This is a genomic window from Streptomyces profundus, assembly GCF_020740535.1.
Taxonomy (GTDB): Bacteria; Actinomycetota; Actinomycetes; order Streptomycetales; family Streptomycetaceae; genus Streptomyces; species Streptomyces profundus.
This window is the reverse complement of the sequence record NZ_CP082362.1, coordinates 7,637,740-7,653,710: the sequence shown is the minus strand read 5'-3', so window position 1 is coordinate 7,653,710 and position 15,971 is coordinate 7,637,740. Positions and strand designations below refer to the sequence as shown.

9 protein-coding genes are annotated in these 15,971 nt (G+C 69.3%); 5 read left to right on the top strand and 4 right to left on the bottom strand.

Features of this window, described 5'->3' with window-relative positions:
* Positions 1 to 490 precede the first annotated feature (490 nt).
* From K4G22_RS31565 to K4G22_RS31555, 3 genes are all read left to right on the top strand, one after another.
* Positions 491 to 2,998: a DEAD/DEAH box helicase gene (locus tag K4G22_RS31565; RefSeq protein ID WP_228083897.1), complete on the top strand. Its 2,508-nt coding sequence runs from the start codon at positions 491 to 493 to the stop codon at positions 2,996 to 2,998.
* A gap of 112 nt (positions 2,999 to 3,110) precedes the next feature.
* Positions 3,111 to 4,097, top strand: coding sequence for an abortive infection family protein (locus K4G22_RS31560; RefSeq protein ID WP_228083896.1), 987 nt, complete (start codon positions 3,111 to 3,113; stop codon positions 4,095 to 4,097).
* A 491-nt stretch (positions 4,098 to 4,588) separates the two neighbouring features.
* A complete protein-coding gene (locus K4G22_RS31555) occupies positions 4,589 to 5,032 on the top strand; it encodes an RICIN domain-containing protein (RefSeq protein WP_228083895.1) in 444 nt (147 codons plus the stop codon).
* 337 nt (positions 5,033 to 5,369) lie between these two features.
* Here K4G22_RS31555 and K4G22_RS31550 read toward each other — a convergent pair whose 3' ends face one another.
* Together K4G22_RS31550 and K4G22_RS31545 are read right to left on the bottom strand one after the other, a co-directional pair.
* On the bottom strand, positions 5,370 to 5,810 hold the full coding sequence (locus tag K4G22_RS31550; RefSeq protein WP_228083894.1) for a hypothetical protein: 441 nt from the start codon (positions 5,808 to 5,810) through the stop codon (positions 5,370 to 5,372).
* Between the two features lie 183 nt (positions 5,811 to 5,993).
* On the bottom strand, positions 5,994 to 7,004 hold the full coding sequence (locus K4G22_RS31545; RefSeq protein WP_228083893.1) for an ArsR/SmtB family transcription factor: 1,011 nt from the start codon (positions 7,002 to 7,004) through the stop codon (positions 5,994 to 5,996).
* Positions 7,005 to 7,182: 178 nt separating this feature from the next.
* On the opposite strand from K4G22_RS31545, the gene K4G22_RS31540 reads away from it, so the two are divergent.
* Both K4G22_RS31540 and K4G22_RS31535 read left to right on the top strand, forming a co-directional pair.
* Positions 7,183 to 7,782, top strand: a complete 600-nt coding sequence (locus K4G22_RS31540; protein WP_228083892.1) for a TetR/AcrR family transcriptional regulator — start codon at positions 7,183 to 7,185, stop codon at positions 7,780 to 7,782.
* On the top strand, positions 7,779 to 9,560 hold the full coding sequence (locus tag K4G22_RS31535; RefSeq protein ID WP_228083891.1) for an alpha/beta fold hydrolase: 1,782 nt from the start codon (positions 7,779 to 7,781) through the stop codon (positions 9,558 to 9,560). The genes K4G22_RS31540 and K4G22_RS31535 overlap by 4 nt, the downstream gene beginning before the upstream one ends.
* 30 nt (positions 9,561 to 9,590) lie before the next feature.
* Here the strand turns inward: K4G22_RS31535 and K4G22_RS31530 are convergent, their stop codons facing one another.
* Together K4G22_RS31530 and K4G22_RS31525 are read right to left on the bottom strand one after the other, a co-directional pair.
* The gene (locus K4G22_RS31530; RefSeq protein ID WP_228083890.1) at positions 9,591 to 12,596 is read right to left on the bottom strand and encodes an AfsR/SARP family transcriptional regulator; all 3,006 of its coding nucleotides are present in this window, start codon (positions 12,594 to 12,596) and stop codon (positions 9,591 to 9,593) included.
* Positions 12,597 to 12,754: 158 nt separating this feature from the next.
* Positions 12,755 to 15,757 carry an AfsR/SARP family transcriptional regulator gene (locus tag K4G22_RS31525; RefSeq protein WP_228083889.1) on the bottom strand — a complete coding sequence of 1,001 codons (3,003 nt, stop codon included), beginning with the start codon at positions 15,755 to 15,757 and terminating at the stop codon, positions 12,755 to 12,757.
* Between the last annotated feature and the right edge of the window lie 214 nt (positions 15,758 to 15,971).

The following is a 15,971-nucleotide window of genomic DNA, read 5'->3' as shown; positions in this document are numbered from 1 at the left end:
AAATTCCCGCGCAAGCGCGGGAATTGCATTCCGCAAGCGGAATGCGAAAAATGTAGCCTATTCGCGCAAGCGCGAATAGGCGGAATCCCGCAAGCGGGATTCCAAAAACGGCTAGCTAGCGGGAGGGGTGGCGGGCGCGGTGGTGATGCATTGTGTGAGGGCTGGGATTCGGGGCCACCACCCCCGGTTGGGGGTGTGCGGGTCGGCGGTGCGGAGGATCATCCGGGGCTAGCGTTGATGAAGTGAAGCTCAGGCTCTGGGGCGCGTCACGGAGAGGGGTCGAGAGAAGCTGTGGGGGCGCAACCCTGGAGCGGGCTGTCACGCGATGGACGCGCATGGGGGTGGGTATGACGGGACGTCATATTAGGGGGTGCACGCGGTTTCGGGGTGATGTACTAGGCTGATGCACTGTGTAGGCTCTGGAGTTAGGCACCACCACCCCTCTCACGATCTGTTCCTCTCACCCTTGCGAGGTGTCTTTCCCGTGGCTATGTCGAGACGTGATCTCCGTAATCATCAGGTCGAGGCTGTTGATGCCATTGTGCGTGGCTTCGATATTCCCCCGGGTGGGATTCCCTCGAATGGTCTTCGTGGGCAGGTCATTTCCGCGTGTGGTACGGGTAAAACTTTTATGGCTGCGTTCGTGGCTCGGGAAATTCTGCCGCGTGGCCGCATTCTGGTGGTGGTGCCGACGTTGGCTTTGCTGTCCCAGACGGTGCGGGAGTGGCACCGTGTCGGGCATGCCGGGCCGGCGGTGGCGGTGTGCTCCCTTGAGGAGGACCCCCAGCTGTGGAATCTGGGGGTGCGGTCGACGACGAATCCGGTGCGGCTGAGCCTGTGGCACGGAAAGGGGCAGGTGGTCATCTTCGCTACCTACGCGTCCCTGCCGGTGTTGGAGGAGGCGTTCGAGGGCGCCTACGGGCAGCAGCTGGCGCCGATGGACCTGGTGGTGGTGGACGAGGCACACCGGACTTCCGGCTCTCTGGGGAAGCGGTGGGCCCGGGTGCACGACCAGGAGGCGATCCCGGCGGCACGGCGGTTGTATCTGACGGCGACGCCGCGGATCTGGCAGGAGCGAGCCCCGCACTGGGAAGTCGAGGAGGGGGTGCGCGACCCGTTGCCGAGGGAGCTGGCCGCGTCGATGGACGATGAGGCGATCTTCGGCCCCGTCTTCTACAAGCTGTCGTTGGCGTCGAGTGTGTCTCGCGGCCTGCTAGCGCGGTACCAGATCATCGTGTTGGAGATCCAAGACCCGGTCGTCACTCCCGAACGGCTGATGGGCGAGGAGCGCCGCAGCGAGGAGGTGCGCGGGCAGCGCCTGGCAGCGTTGCAGGCCGGCCTGCTACGGGCCATGGCAAAGCACAACCTCCAGACCTGTATCACCTTCCATCACCGGACCATGGAGGCGCAGGCGTTCGCCGGGGGCCTGAAGGCAGTCGCTGGGAAGCTCCATGCCGACCAGCCGCAGACCTACCCGGCGCGGATGTGGGCGGACTGGCTGTGTGGGGAACACGAGCCGGAGCATCGCCAGCCGGTGCTGGACGAATTCAGGTCCACCGCGCGGCGGGCAGTGCTTTCCAACTGTCGCGTTTTGGGTGAGGGGGTCGATATTCGGGCGGTGGACAGCGTTGCCCTGATGGACCCGAAGGGCGCGCCGCACGACATTGTCCAGGCCATCGGTCGGGCGTTGCGGCAAAAGCCTGGCGAAGGGAAGTTGGCTTCGTTGGTTGTGCCGGTTTTTCTCCAGCCCGGTGAGGCCCCGGAGGATATGTTTACCTCTAGCTCGTACCGCCCTTTGGTCAAGGTATTGGAGGGGCTGCGGGCGCATGATGAGGAAGCTGTGGAATTGCTGGCTATTCCGCAGGAGCCGCGGAAGGGCATGGTGGAGCCGTCGATCTTTATCGGTCCGAAGCCGGGGGAAGGTGAGGAAGAATCCCGTCTTCTCCTTCGTTTTGCGGCGCGGCGTGACCCGGCGATGGTCGCGCGGTGGGTGTCGTTCAACGTGATCGACACCGAGCGGCAGGACTGGGCCTGCGGCTGGGAAGCCCTGCGTCGGTACGTCGAGCGGGAGGGGCATGCGAGGGTGCCCTACGGCCGTCGGGAGGGGGCGATGCCGTTGGGGCAGTGGGTCGCGGAACAGCGGCGTGCTTATGGGGCTGGGGAGATGAGTGGTCTGCGGGTGCGTCGGTTGGAGGAGTTGGGGATGGTGTGGTCGGTCGCTGGTGAGCGGTTCCAGGAGAACCTGGCCGCCGCGGAGGCGTACTACGAGGAGTACTGGACGTTGTGCGCGCCGAGGACGGCGACTGCCCTGGACAGGCCGTTGGGGCAGTGGTTGTCCAACCTGCGCCGCCCGGGCGCGCTGGACGGGCACCCCGAGTGGGAAATGGCGCTGCGGGCGATCGACCTCCACTGGAACCCGGCTTGGAGTCCGGTGTGGCAGCGTCACTATGCCGCTCTCCACGGCCTCCTCGCCGAGGAGAGCGGCCCGGCCTACGTCGATCCGGGGGTGACGGTGCATGGCATGGATGTTGGGCGCTGGTTGGCCAAGCAGTCCCAGCCGGTGGTATGGGCCAAACTCCACCCGGGCCAGCGGGAACTCCTGGAACAGCTCGGGATCACCCCACCCAAGGTGGCACCCGCCGTAGCGCCCGCGAAGGCCATGGCCACCCCCGTGGCGCCCAGCGCGGCGCACGAGGGACCTGCGGCCGCCGGCGCCCTGCCGGCGGCCAGGAAGCCCGCCGGAGGGCGCGGCAGCGCTTCGTTCGAGCGGGGAGTAGCCGCCGCCCGCCAATACCTCACCCGCGAAGGCCACCTCACCATCCCCCGCAGACACACCGAACACCTGGCCCTCAAGACCGAGGGTACCGGCGACAACGACGACGGCCAGGAGCAGCAGACAGTAGAGGTCAAGCTCGGGGTATGGCGCTCCAACATGCGCACCAGACGCCACCGGCTGCCGGCAGAACAACAAGCCGTACTCGACGAGCTGGGGCTGTAGAAGGGGCTCGGCCGCCTCGGCGCTTCTGTGGAACCGGGGCCTGCCGCCTGGTTGGAACACCCGTCACCGACAGAGCTTGTCGGCGCAGTTCGCTCCCGGCAGATAATCAGCCGTGATCACTCTGCTGACGCAACAGCCGCTTCCACAGCCCGAACGCCTCGCGGCGCCTCAGCTACAGGCCATAGGAGATTCTTACGCCCGGCTGGCCCGGGCCGTTGCAACCGACGACCGGCCCCTGATCGTCGGCTCGGCCAAGGAACTCGTGGAGTGCGTTGCCCGCGTCATTCTGGAAGCACAGGGACATGCAACTAGCGACAACGCCGAGCACACGAAGGTCGTCGGTCTCGCCCACCAAGTGGTCGAGTACGTCACCGGCCCTGACATGCCGGCCAACGACCCGCTCCGAATCGTCTCCGGAGAGGCGAAGAAGATAGCCATCCAGCTTGCCCAACTGCGGAACCGCTTCGGGACCGGGCACGGCCGGGCCGTGCTGCACCCTGTCACCGACGAGGTCATCGAGATGAGCGTGCACGGCGCACTCATCTGGGTGCGCTGGGCATTGGTCAGGGTGGATACCGTGCTGCTGGGAGCTGTGCCGCCTCTGATCGCTGATCTGGAAGGCAAGACCTTCTACGGCGGGGATCTCGCGCAGCGCCTGGCTGCGGCCGATGTCCCGAGGTTGGGGGAATCCGATCAGCGAAGGCTGGGGCTTGCCGTCGGACGCCGTGCCGCGCGGGAGACCCACAACGTGCGTTACGAGGGCATCGACCCGTGTGCGGAGGTTCCCGACGCCTGGCCGGACGCCTACCGGGAGGGCATCGTCACCGGCCTGTTCCTCAACGAGGATGGCCAGATCTACGCCCATCCGTCCATCAGCCCGCAGAACGCGGCCCTGGTGCTTCAGCACCACAGCAAGGCGGAAGAGGTCTTGGGGGAGCTGCGCGAGAGGCTCGCATCCGCCTCCTGGTCGCCGTTCTTCGTCTACACGCGCCAGGAGACCCTCGCCGCCATGCACGACGCCGCCGGGCGCTTGGAGCCCGCAGCCCAGCCCGTCTGGGCGGAGATCATCGGTGCTTTGCAGGATCGTGCGGAGAAGTAGCTCCGCCCGAAGCGGGGTGCGGACTGGAGCGGTGATGTGCGAACTCCCGGTGCGTTGCCCCCGGTGACATGACCAGGGCCCTGGCCTGCGATTGGCTATCCCCGGCTGGCCGGCATCCTCACTCCCGGGTACCCAACCTCCACGCTTCCGATCGACGGCCGTTTCCGTGAGGAGACCCTGGACGGGCTCTTCCGACCGGGGTCACCACCTATCCGGCTCGGGTCCTCGACACCTTTCCGTCAACCGCGCACGCGTTCGTCAGCGCGGGGGTTCACCCGCTGGAGGGAGTGACGCGGCTCCGGGTGGGGCGGAGACTGAGCACGGTTGATCAACAACTCGCGGTGACGGCGGTGTCGGCGTGTCGTGTCGGTCGCGCAGGACCACCAGCGTTGTCGCGGCAGTCGCCGCCTTCACGGCGCGTGGCGGAGTGTTCCCCGCTCGGACCTCACCGGCGGTGCCCCGACTCGACGGACTTCGACAGGAGCTCGACCATGCGGATTCGTACCCTGCTCGCCCTCGCGGGCGCGACCTGCGCGCTGATGGGAATGACAGCTACCCCGGCCGCGGCTCGCGCGACGACCCTGGAGAGTGTGGCCACCAGCAAGTGTCTGGACAGCAACAGCAATCTTGAGGTCTACACCCTCCAGTGCAACGGCGGTAACTACCAGAAATGGGACGGGCAGATCAACAGCACTGGAGCTGCGGAGATCAAGAACGTCGCCACGGGCAAGTGTCTGGACAGCAACGGCCGTGGCGAGGTGTACACACACTCCTGCAACGGCGGGAACTACCAGCGCTGGCAGGTGCGGGACAGCGCCGGCGCGATGGAGCTGAAGAACGTCGCCACGGGCAAGTGTCTGGACAGCAACGGCCGTGGCGAGGTGTACACACACTCGTGCAACGGCGGGAACTACCAGCGTTGGGGAGGCGCGTGACCGCCATCCCTCCCGGCCCGGCGCGCACCGATCCGGTCACCGGCATCGCCCTCGGGTCCGCCGGTTCGCGTCCCGAGTGCCGCCGTCGTGCTCGTGGTGGACGGGGGGTACCAGCAGCCCACTGACTCCGGACTGGACCGGGCTGCGAGCGGAGGGTGGATAGGCCCTTGGCCCTCGCCCGTCTGCGGTGGTTGCCCTGCCATCGCTGGCAGCTTCCTGTCTGAAAGGGCTCCGACCAGATGCTGTGCGGTGGGTCATGGGGGCTTTTCGGTCGTTGGTGGACGGGCCCCGCGGGCCGCTTTACGGGGCGGCCCGCGGGGTGTGGTTGTGTGGGTGGCTAGTTGTTGACGAAGACCTCTTCGCTGGTGTGCAGGACGCTGCCGTTCTTGACGGCGTAGCCCATGAAGTAGAGGGTCACGCCTTCGCGCATCTCCGTGGAGAAGGAGCAGTACTGCCAGCCCGCGCTGGAGCCAGCGGTCGCGTTGCAGCCGAAGTTGGCGTATGTCTCGCCCACGGCGCGGATGGAGGCGCCGTCCGCCTTGCGGTCGTTGAGCCAGAACACGTCGCCGTGTGCTTCGAAGCAGACGGTGCCCACCGATCCCATGGTGGAGGTGTTGATGATGTCTCGGCAGATGGCGGATGACGGCGGTGAGCTGTTCGTGACCTTGGCGTTCTTGACGTAGGTCGCCTGGGTGGTGGTGTCGGCCGTCGCTGGGGAGCCGATCAGGGCCATGGCGGCGGCGAGTGTGAGGCCGATGAGTCCGGCGCGGTACTTCATTTCTGTTCCCCCTGGTGCGGGTGTGGGAGCCAGGTATCCCGCCTCGTGTGTGGTGGGGGGATTCGCCTTGCTCCCGCACATGTGTGTTGCTTCCCGGCCGGTGGTGTCCTCGGCCGCGTTCTCAGTGTGGGGACGGCTGTCGTCGGGGGGCGACGGAGTTCGGGGTGGGCCGAATGGCGCAGGTCAGGGGTCGAGCGTGGTGGCACTCGGCGGGTGGTTCTCGCCTCGGAGGAGGGCGGTGCCCAGCGGGGTGAGGGAGTGGATGACGCGTCCTCCTTCGCGTCTGCGGTGGGTGAGTCCGGCGTCGCGCAGGGCGCTGACGTGTTCGCTGGCGGTGGAGGGGGACACTCCGAGCAGTCGGGCGAGTTCGCCGGTGGTCGCCGCGTCGGCGAGGTTGAGCAGGGTGCGGGCGCGGGTGTGGCCCAGTAGGCCGGTGAGCGGGCCGAGTCGTGTTGCCGTGGTGCGGGTTTCGGTGGTGGTGGCGCGGGCTGCCGGGTAGACGAGTATCTGCGGTAGGTGGGGGTCGGCGAGCGCGACGGGGGTGCGCCAGCAGAAGTAGGAGGGGATCAGGCGCAGTCCGTGTCCCCGCAGGTGGACGTCTCGGTCTTCCGGGTAGGGCACGTGGAGGATGGGGGGTTGCCAGTCGACCGTGGGGCGGAGGGATTCGAGGAGGCCGTGGAGGCCGCCGTCGCGGATGGCGCGGGCCCGTATGAGCCGGTCGGTCTCGATCGCCTGGGTCGCTTTGGTCCAGTCCGGCGCGATGATGGTGTGGTGGATGTCGCGTATGGCCGAGGCGAGTTCACGCAGGTGGTCGCGCTTTCCGTGGGCGAGTTCGTGGCACCAGTGGGGAAGGCGCCGGGTGTGCGCCAGGCGGGTGAGTTCCTGGTTGAGTCGACTTGGTGGGGTCGCGCGCAGGGCTTCGAGTCCGGTGGTCAAGCCGTCCTGTGCTTCGGGTGGGGTCAGGAAGTCGGGGAAGTAACTTGCGGCGGGTGCGGCTGAGTTCATGAGTCGGATCGGGCCGCCGAGGTTCCGTCGGGTGAGTTCCTCGCGGGCTTGGCCGCGCCATGTGTGGAAGGCGTGGGAGCGGCGGTTGGGTAGTTGTTGGATGCCGAGGACGGTCTCCCAGAGGGGGTCGGGTGCGGTGGCCACGCGTATCCGCGCGAGGTCGGCGTCGGTCAGGTGGAAGCGCAGCATGTTGATCTGGTCCCCCCGAATCCAGACGTGTTTGGGCGGGTTCGTGTGCCCGTTCCTGGATAGGACCTTCTGTCGCTTCGTCTGGTTCCTCGCCGGGGGTTCTGTCGGGGGTTGGGGGGCTTGGCGGTGGGTGGTGGGCCGTGGACAAGGAATATGTAGACCGGTCTATTATGGCGGGATGAAGGAGACCAAGGGAGCGAGGACGAGGGCGCGGCTGGTGGGGTCGATGCTGGAGTTGATCCAGCGGAACGGCTACAGCGGCACGGGGCTCAACACGGTGGTGGAGCACGCGGGTGCGCCCAAGGGGTCGTTGTACTTTCACTTTCCGCAGGGGAAGGAGGCGCTGGGGGCGGGGGCCGTCGAGTTGGCGGCCTCGCGTTTCGGTGCTCTTTTCGCCGATGCCGAGGCGGAGTCGCCGCCGGCGTCGGCGGGTGTGGTGGTGGGGCGGGTGATCGCGGCGTTGGCCGAGATGCTTGAGGGGAGCGACTTTCAGCTGGGGTGTCCGGTTTCGGTGGTGACGTTGGAGATGGGTGGGCACAGTGAGCGGCTGCGGGAGGCGTGTGCGGATGCCTTCGAGTCGTGGACGGTGCCGGTGGCCGAGCTTCTGGTCGCGCGGGGTCGGCCGCGTGCCGCCGCTCGTGGGTTGGCGACGGCGGTGGTCAGCATGGTGGAGGGGGCGGTGATCATGTCGCGTGCCCGGCGGTCGACGGAGCCGCTGCGCGACGCCGCCGAGGCGTTGTCGGTCCTGCTGGACGACAGTGCGGGGGGCGTGAGGTGAGCGCCGTGGAGCGGCACGCGTTGGTGTTGGGCGCGAGCGGTTTCGTCGGGCGGCATCTGGTGCTCGCGCTGTGCCGGGCGGGTGTGCGGGTGAGCGCGGCCAGCCGGTCGCCGGAGTCGGGTCGGCGGCTGGCGCGGTGGCTGGATGAGCGTGGGTGTGGGGTGGGGTGGGCGGACCTGCGGGTGGACTTCTCGGAGCCGTCGCTGGTCGAGGGTGACTGCCGGGACGTCACCGAGGTGTACAACTGTGCCGGCGCCTACCGGTTCGGGATGTCGGTGCGGGAGGCTCGTCAGGCGAATGTCGACACGGTCCGTGCCGTTGTGGCGTTCGCGGCGGGGCTGCCGCGGCTGCGCCGCCTGGTCCTGGTCTCCGGTTATCGCGTCGGGGGGCAGGAGCCGGCGCCGTGGAGTGTGGAGCGGCGGCGGGAGAGGTACCGGGCGTTGGGGGCTTATGAGGCGTCAAAGATGGAGGCGGACGCTGTCTTCCGGGCCGAGGTGGAGCGGTTGGGTGTTCCCTGGTCGGTCGTCAACCCGGCGAGTGTGGTCGGTGACAGTGTCACGGGCGAGTCCGACCAGTACCTGGGGCTCGCGCAGAGCGTGCGGGAGGTCTGGGAGGGGTCGCTGGTGGCGTTGCCGGGTGATGCGCGGACCTTTGTGCCGGTGGTCGCCGCGGATCATCTCGCGCGGTTCATGGCTCTGCTTCCGGTGGACGAGGGTGCCGAGGGCATGGCGTACTGGCTGTTGGACGAGGAGACGCCTTCGTTGCCCGAGCTGCTCACGCTTGTCGCGGGGCATTTTCGCGTGGGGGTGCCCAGGGTGTGGGTCCCGGTGTCGGTGATCAGGCGTCTGCCTCGGTGGGTCAGCCGGGTCGATCCGGAGGCGTTGACGTTTCTGTCGAGTGATCGCTATCCGACGGGTTCGGCGCGGGATCTTTCGGCGCGGCATGGGCTGACGGCGCCGGACACGGTGACGACGGTCCTGCGTTGGGCGGACCATCTCGCGGCGCACCGTTTCGGGGAGGCCGTCGGGAGGGGCAGGCGTTTCACGGTGCGGGGCGGGGTGCGGACGTTCGAGTTGGGTGAGCCGGACTCGCCGACGGTGGTGTTGCCGGGGCTGCCGGTGAACGCCGACACGTGGGCGCCGGTGGTGGCGGAGTTGGGGGATGCGCGTGCGGTGGACCTGCCGGGTCTGGGGATGAGTTCCGGGGCCAGGGAGGACTGGCCGTCGTGGCTGGGTGCGTTGGTGGCGGAGTCGGGTGTCGATCACCTGGTGGGTCATTCCGTGGGGGCCGCCGCCGCTGTGGAGGCGGTGGCCGCTCGTCCGGACGTGGTGCGGCGGCTGACGCTGGTGTCGCCGTTCTTTCTTCAGGGGGGTTTGGCGCGTACCGCGCGGTGGGTGCCGGCGGGGCGCTGGTATCTGCGCCGGGTGTCGCCCGGGGGGCTGGCCGAGCGGCTCACCGGTTCCGCGGCGTATGCGGGGGCGCTGCGGTCGAGTGTGGCGGATCTTCGGCGTGGTGGTGTCGCGGACGCTGTGGCGCGGTTGGTGGCCGCCGCGGGGGGACAGCGGTGGCGGGAGGAGTTGCGGGCCAAGTTGCGGCGGTATCCGGGTGAGGTGCACGTGGTCGTGGGGGCTGACGATCCGTTGAGTCCGGAGGGCGTCGCCTTGTTGGCGGCGTTGCCGCGTGCCACTGTCGCGGTCGTCGACGGCGCTGGGCATCATCCGCAGGTGACTCATCCTGGGGAGGTCGCGCGGGCCATCGGTGCGCGCGGCGGTTGGTAGGGGTCGGGGGTCTTCGCGCGTGTGGGTGGCTCATGGTGTGGGGTCGGGGTGGTCGGTGAGTCGGGTTCGTATCCGGGTGGCTTGTGGGAGGCCGAGGGTCTCGTAGCAGTGGAGGGCCTGGCGCCAGTGGTGGTGGGCTGTGCTGTGGTCACCCAGGTGGTGGTGGAGTTCGGCGATTCCCGTGTGGGTGCGGGCTTGTTTCTCCTGGTGGCGGCCTTCGACCGCCGCTGTCATGGCTTCCTCGTAGGAGTGGAGTGCCTCGTCGGGGTGGCCCGCCGCCGCCTGGGTGGCCGCGAGGTCGTTGAGCACGGTGACGAGGATGCCGCGGTTGTCGACGGAGCGGGCGATGCCGGCGGCTTCGCCGTGGTGGCGCAGGGCGAGTTCGATGTCGCCCTGTCGTTGGTGGAGGAGGCCCAGGATGCGCAGGCACTGGGATTCGATGAGGCGGGAGCCGGTGGCGCGGGCGAGGGTGAGGGCCGGGCGGACGTGGTTCATGGCCTGTTGGTCGTGCCCGAGGAGGGTGTGTGTTTCGGCGAGGTGGCACAGGGCGTTCGCCTCGTTGATCCGGTCGCCGTGCTCGCGGCACAGGCTGAGGCCTTCTTCGAGGTGTCCGAGGGAGAGTTGGTGATGGCCGAGGAAGCGTTGTACCTGTCCGAGGTTGATGAGGGCCGCGCGGCGCAGGGCCCAGTCGTCGACGCCGAGTCGTAGGCCCTGTTCGTAGTAGCGGATGGCCTGGTGGTGGTGGCCGCGGGAGGTGTGGACGTTGCCGAGGTTGATCAGTGCGGCGCTCTGGCCGGCTGGGAGGCCGAGGCGTTGGTAGGTGTCGAGGGCGCGTTGGAGGTGGTCGACCGCGGCTTGGAGGGTTCTGCCGGCCCGGTCCATGGCCATGGCCAGGTAGCGGCGGACGTGGGCTTCGGCGGCGGCGTCGTGGGTGGTTCGGGCGGCGTGGAGGGCTCGGGTGTGGAGGGTGATGGCTTCGTCGTGGTATCCGCCGACGTCGAGGTAGCGCCGGATCGTCTCGGACATGGCGATGGTGTGGGCGGGGTCGCCGTCGCGGGTGGATTCCACGAGGTTGCCTCGTTCGGCGTCCAGCCAGTGGAGGGCTTCGTGTGGTGTGGTGAGGTGGGGGGCGTGGTGTGTCCATTCGGATACTTTGGGGCGTTTGCTGGATTCGAAGGGGGCGATGGTGTCCATGGCGGCTGAGGCGGTGGCGAGGTAGTAGTGCCGTAGCCGCGTCAGGGCGGCTTGGCGCTCGGGTCGGCTGTCGAGGGTGGTGGCGAGTTCGGCGGCGTAGGCGCGTAGCAGGTCGTGGAGTCGGTAGCGGTGGTGGGTGGTGCTGTCGGTGAGGTGGGCTTGGAGGAGCTCGCGGAGGACGTGGCGGGTTTCGCGTAGGGCGGCGTCGGCGAGGGCGGCGACGGCGTGGAGGTCGGTGTCGTGGGAGGGGTGGAGTCCCAGGAGGCGGAAGGCTCTGGCCGCGTCGGGGGTGAGTTGTTCGTAGGACCAGGAGAAGACGGCGCGGACGGCGGTGTGGGGGTCGCCGTCGATGTCGAGGAGGTCGAGGGTCTCTTGTTGGTCGGTGAGTTCGGTGACGAGGCCGGCGATGTGGCGGGTGGGTCGGGAGCGGGCGACTTCGGCGGTGATGCGCAGGGCGAGGGGTAGTCGTGCGCAGCGTTTGATGAGGGTGTCGGTGGCGTGGGGTTCGCTGTGGGCTCGTTCGCCGAGCATCTCGTCCATGAGGAGGCGGGCGTCGTCGAGGGGCAGGCGGTCCAGGGAGAGTCGGTGTGCGCCTTCGCGGGCGACGAGGCCGGCGAGGGAGTCCCGGCTGGTGACGATGGTGAGGCAGTTCGCGTTGCCGGGGAGCAGGGGGCGTATCTGTTCCACGCCGCGGGCGTTGTCGAGTACCAGGAGCATGCGGCGTTGTGCCGTCAGGCTGCGGAAGCGGGCGGCGCGTTCGGCTACGTCCTGGGGCAGGGGGCCGCCTTCGAGTCCGAGGGCGCGGAGGAAGCCGGCGAGTGCGTCTTCGGGGGGTACGGGGTGGTCGGGGCCGTAGCCGCGGAGGTCGACGTAGAGCTGGCCGTCGGGGAAGGCTTCCTTGATCTGGTGGGCGCAGCGGACGACGAGTGCGGTCTTGCCGACTCCGGCGGTGCCGGTGACGGCCACGACGGCGGATGAGCCGGGGGTGGTGTCCCGGTGGGTGGCGAGTTGCCGTAGTTGGTCGAGTTCGTCGGCGCGGCCGACGAATCCGCCGGTTTCGGCGGGCAGTTGGGCGGGGGGCGGGGCGTCGGGCCGGTGGCGTGGGGTGGTGGGGGTGTGATCGGGTCGTGGCCGGGTGGGGGGCGGGGGTGGGAACGGGGGTGGGAGGGGGGCGGGGTCGCCGGTGAGGACGCGGTGTTCGAGGTCGCGTAGTTCGGGGCCTGGTTCGGCGTTGAGTTCGGTCAGGAGGTGTTTCCGGGCGGTGTGGTAGGCGGCGAGTGCGTCGCTGCGGCGGCCGGCCTGGTGCAGGGCGGCCATGAGGAGGACGTGGAATCGCTCGCGTAAGGGGTGTTCGCGTACCAGGGGGGTGAGTTCGGAGATGGCCGCGGTGTGCTGGCCGCAGGCGAGGTGCGCCTCGTGGAGTGCTTCGTGGGCGGTGAGTCGTTGTTCCGCCAGACGCTGCGTCCAGTCGTCGAGGAGGGGCACGTCGATGTCGCTGAACGGTGTGCCGCGCCACAGGGCGAGGGCCTCGCCGAGGGTTTCCACGGCGCGCTCGGGGTCGTGTGCGACGAGGGCGCGTCCGGCGTCGGTGAGTGTCGCGAAGCGGTCCGCGTCGACTTCTCCTTCCTCGACGCGGAGGCGGTATCCCCCGGGTACCAGGGCCAGTCGGTCGGGCTCGTCGAGTAGTCCGCGGAGGCGGTGGACGTGGAGTTGGAGTCGTTGTCCGGCGCGTTCGACGGTCTCTCCGCCCCAGAGGGCGTCCCTGAGGACGTGGGTGGACACCACTTCGTTGCCGCGTGCCAGCAGCACGCCCAGCAGGACTCGCCTGAGCCGTCCCGACACCGTTGTGGGGACGCCTTCCCAGCACACGCCGACCGGCCCCAACACCAGGAACCCCACAGAACCGCCCTCCCTGGAACACGTGGGTGGGGCAGCCGCGAGCAGGAGGCCGGCTGCCTCGGTTCACCCTAAGCCGCGCCGGGGGCGTGGTCGGCGGCTGTTCATCCGGTGTCGGTGGTGGCGAGGCGTGTTCGGATGGTGGTGGCTTGGGGGAGGCCGAGTGCTTCGTAGCGGGTGAGGGCCTGCTGCCAGTGGTGGCGGGCGGTGGGGTGGTCGCCGAGGTCGGTGTGGAGTTCGGCGAGGCCCTCGTGGGTGTGGGCCAGTTTCTCGCGGTGGTCGCCCTCGGTGGCCACGGCGGTGGCTTCGTGGTAGGTGCGGAGTGCCTCGTGGGGGTGTCCGGCCTGTGCCTGGGCGGCGGCGAGGCCGTTCAACGCGGTGGCGATCAGGCCGGAGTTGCCGATGGCGCGGGCGAGGGTGACTGCTTCCTGGTGCCAGTGGAGGGCTTGTGGGAGGTTGTCGCGCTGCTGGTGGAGGATGCCGAGGACGCGCAGGCAGTGTGCCTCGATGAGGCGGTAGCTCGTCGAGCGGGCGAGGTCGAGGCCGCGGCGGACGTGTGCGAATGCCTGGTCGGTCTCGCCCATGGCGGCGTAGCAGAGGGCGAGGCCGCTGTGGATGTTGGCCTCGTTGGGTTTCTCGTTGTGTTCTCGGCACAGGGGGAGGGCTTCCGTGAGGTGGTGGATCGCTGCCTGGTGGTGGCCGAGTTGGCGGAGTGTTCCGCTGAGGTTGATCAGGGCGGCGCGGCGCAGCGCCCAGTCTCCGTCGCTGAGTTCGAGGGTCGCTTCGTAGTGGCGCCGGGCTTGGGCGTTGTCGCCTCGGGAGTTGTGGACGTTGCCGAGGTTGAGGAGGGCGGCGGCGACGAGGGGGCTTTCGCCGAGGTGTTCGTAGAGGGTGAGGGCCTGTTGGAGGTGGTCGATGGCCGCTTCGAGGTTCCGACCGACGCGTTCGAGGGTGACGCCGAGGAGGCGTCGGGCGTTGGCTTCGCCGAGGGTGTCGCCGGTGGTGGTGGCGGCTTCGAGGGCGCGGGTGTGGACGGTGGTGGACTCGTCGTAGTAGCCGCCGATGTCGAAGTAGCGCCAGAGGGTCTCCGAGAGGGTGGTGACGAAGGTGGGGTCGCCGTGGCGGGTGGCTTCGACGAGGTTGGCTCGTTCGGTGTCGAGCCAGCGGAGGGCGTGGTCGTGGGTGGTGAGGGGTGGGGCTTCGCCGGGCCAGGTGGGGACGGTGGGGCGTCTGGCGGTTTCGTAGGGCGCGAGGGCGTCCATGGCGGTTGAGGCGGTGGCACGGTAGTAGTGCCGTAGTCGGGTGAGGGCCGCTTCGCGTTCGGTGTGGGAGTCGGCGGTGGTGGCGAGTTCGGCGGCGTAGGCGCGCAGCAGGTCGTGGGGTTGGTAGCGGCTGGTGGTGCTCTGGTCGATGAGGTGGGCGCGCAGCAGGGTGCGCAGGGCGCGGCGGGTGGGGCGGAGGGGGCGGTCGGCGAGGGCGGCGGCGGCGTGCGGGTCGATGTCGTGCCCGGGGTGGAGGCCGAGGAGGCGGAAGACGCGGGCGGCGTCGGGCGGGAGTTGGCGGTAGGACCAGGAGAAGACGGCGCGGACGGCGGTGTGGGGGTCGCCGTCGATGTCGAGGAGGTCGAGGGTCTCTTGTTGGTCGGCCAGTTCCTCGGCGAGGTCGGTGATGGTTCGGGTGGGTTGGGAGCGGGCGAGTTCGGCGGTGATGCGCAGGGCGAGGGGCAGCCGAGCGCACTGTTCGATGAGGGTGTCGGTGGCTTCGGGTTCGGCGTGGGTGCGGGTGCCGAGCATGTCGGCCATCAGGGCGCGGGCGTCGTCGAGGGGCAGCCGGTCGAGGCTGAGGCGGTGGGCGCCTTCGCGGGCGACGAGGCCGGCGAGGGTGTCTCGGCTGGTGACGAGGGCGCGGCAGGTGGGGCTGCCGGGGAGGAGGGGGCGTATCTGTTCGGCGCTGCGGGCGTTGTCGAGGACGATCAGCATGCGTCGTCCGTCGACGAGGGTGCGGAATCGGGCGGCTCGTTCGGCGGTTTCCTGGGGGATGCCGGCTCCTTCGACGCCGAGGGCGCGGAGGAATCCGGCGAGGGCGTCCTCGGGTGCTATGGGCTGGTCGGGGCCGTAGCCGCGGAGGTCGACGTAGAGCTGGCCGTCGGGGAAGTGGTCGCGGGCCTGGTGGGCCCAGCGCACCGCCAGGGCGGTCTTGCCGACTCCTGCGGTGCCGGCGACGGCTGAGATGACGACGGGGCCGTGGGTGGTGAGGCGGTGGAGCAGCAGTTGGTCGAGTTCGGCGAGTTCGGTGTCTCGTCCGGCGAATCCGGTGACGTCGGTGGGGAGTTGGGCGGGCACCGCGGGGTGGGGGGTGTGCTGGCCGCCGAGTTCGATGGGGTCGCCGGCGAGGACGCGTCGTTCGAGGTCGCGGAGTTCGGGGCCTGGTTCGAGGCCCAGTTCGTCGACGAGTCGTTCACGTGCGTCGCGGTAGGCGGCGAGTGCGTCGCTCTGGCGTCCCGAGCGGTGGAGGGCGACCATCAGGAGGCCGTGCAGCCGTTCCCGCAGGGGGTGTTGGCGTACCAGGGCGGTGAGTTCGGCGACGACGGCCGTTTCCTGTCCGCAGGTGATCCGGGCTTCGTACAGCGCCTCGGAGGCGGCGAGTCGGCGTTCGGTGAGGCGGTGCGTCCAGTCGGTGAGGAGGGGAACGTCCAGGCCGGTGAAGGGGGTTCCGCGCCACAGGGCGAGGGCCTGGCTCAGGGCGGTGGCGGCGCGCCGCGGGTCGTCGCCCAGGAGGTCCTGTCCCTGGGTGGCGAGGTCTTCGAAGTGTTGGGCGTCGATTTCCTGGGGATGTACGCGGAGGCGGTAGCCGTCGTTGTCGAAGACGAGCCGGTCGGGTGTGTCGAGGGCGGCGCGCAGGCGGTGGACGTGGAGGTGGAGTCGCTGTCCGGCGCGTTCGTCGGGTTGTTCGCCCCACAGGGTCTCGGTCAGGTGGTCGACGGGCACCGGCTGGTCGGCTCGGGCGAGGAGGACACCCAGCAGGGTGCGTCGCAGCCGGCCGGAGACCGCCTCGGGGGCGTCGCCGTCCCGCTGGATCTGTACTGGTCCGAGCACCAGGAACCGCATGGTGGTGTGTCTCCTCCCCCGGGGGCGCCCGTGCTGGTAGTGGGCGGGGTGTCGGGCGCCGTCGCGTCGCTTTGCTCGCCGTGAAAGTGCGAAGAAAGCGACGCCCACATTCTTGCTGATGGTGACATCGCCTGCGCCGGAGGTCCGGCGCGGTGTGTCTCACGGGGGTGCCGGGCCGGTGATTCAACGGGGGTACCGGCCCGGCTGAGCAACG

Bases quoted from the DNA above. Each gene is read 5' to 3' on its own strand.
- K4G22_RS31565 (WP_228083897.1), top strand. From the start codon at position 491: ATGTCGAGACGTGATCTCCGTAATCATCAGGTCGAGGCTGTTGATGCC.
- K4G22_RS31555 (WP_228083895.1), top strand. From the start codon at position 4,589: ATGCGGATTCGTACCCTGCTCGCCCTCGCGGGCGCGACCTGCGCGCTG.
- K4G22_RS31550 (WP_228083894.1), bottom strand. From the start codon at position 5,810: ATGAAGTACCGCGCCGGACTCATCGGCCTCACACTCGCCGCCGCCATG.
- K4G22_RS31545 (WP_228083893.1), bottom strand. From the start codon at position 7,004: ATGCTGCGCTTCCACCTGACCGACGCCGACCTCGCGCGGATACGCGTG.
- K4G22_RS31540 (WP_228083892.1), top strand. From the start codon at position 7,183: ATGAAGGAGACCAAGGGAGCGAGGACGAGGGCGCGGCTGGTGGGGTCG.
- K4G22_RS31525 (WP_228083889.1), bottom strand. From the start codon at position 15,757: ATGCGGTTCCTGGTGCTCGGACCAGTACAGATCCAGCGGGACGGCGAC.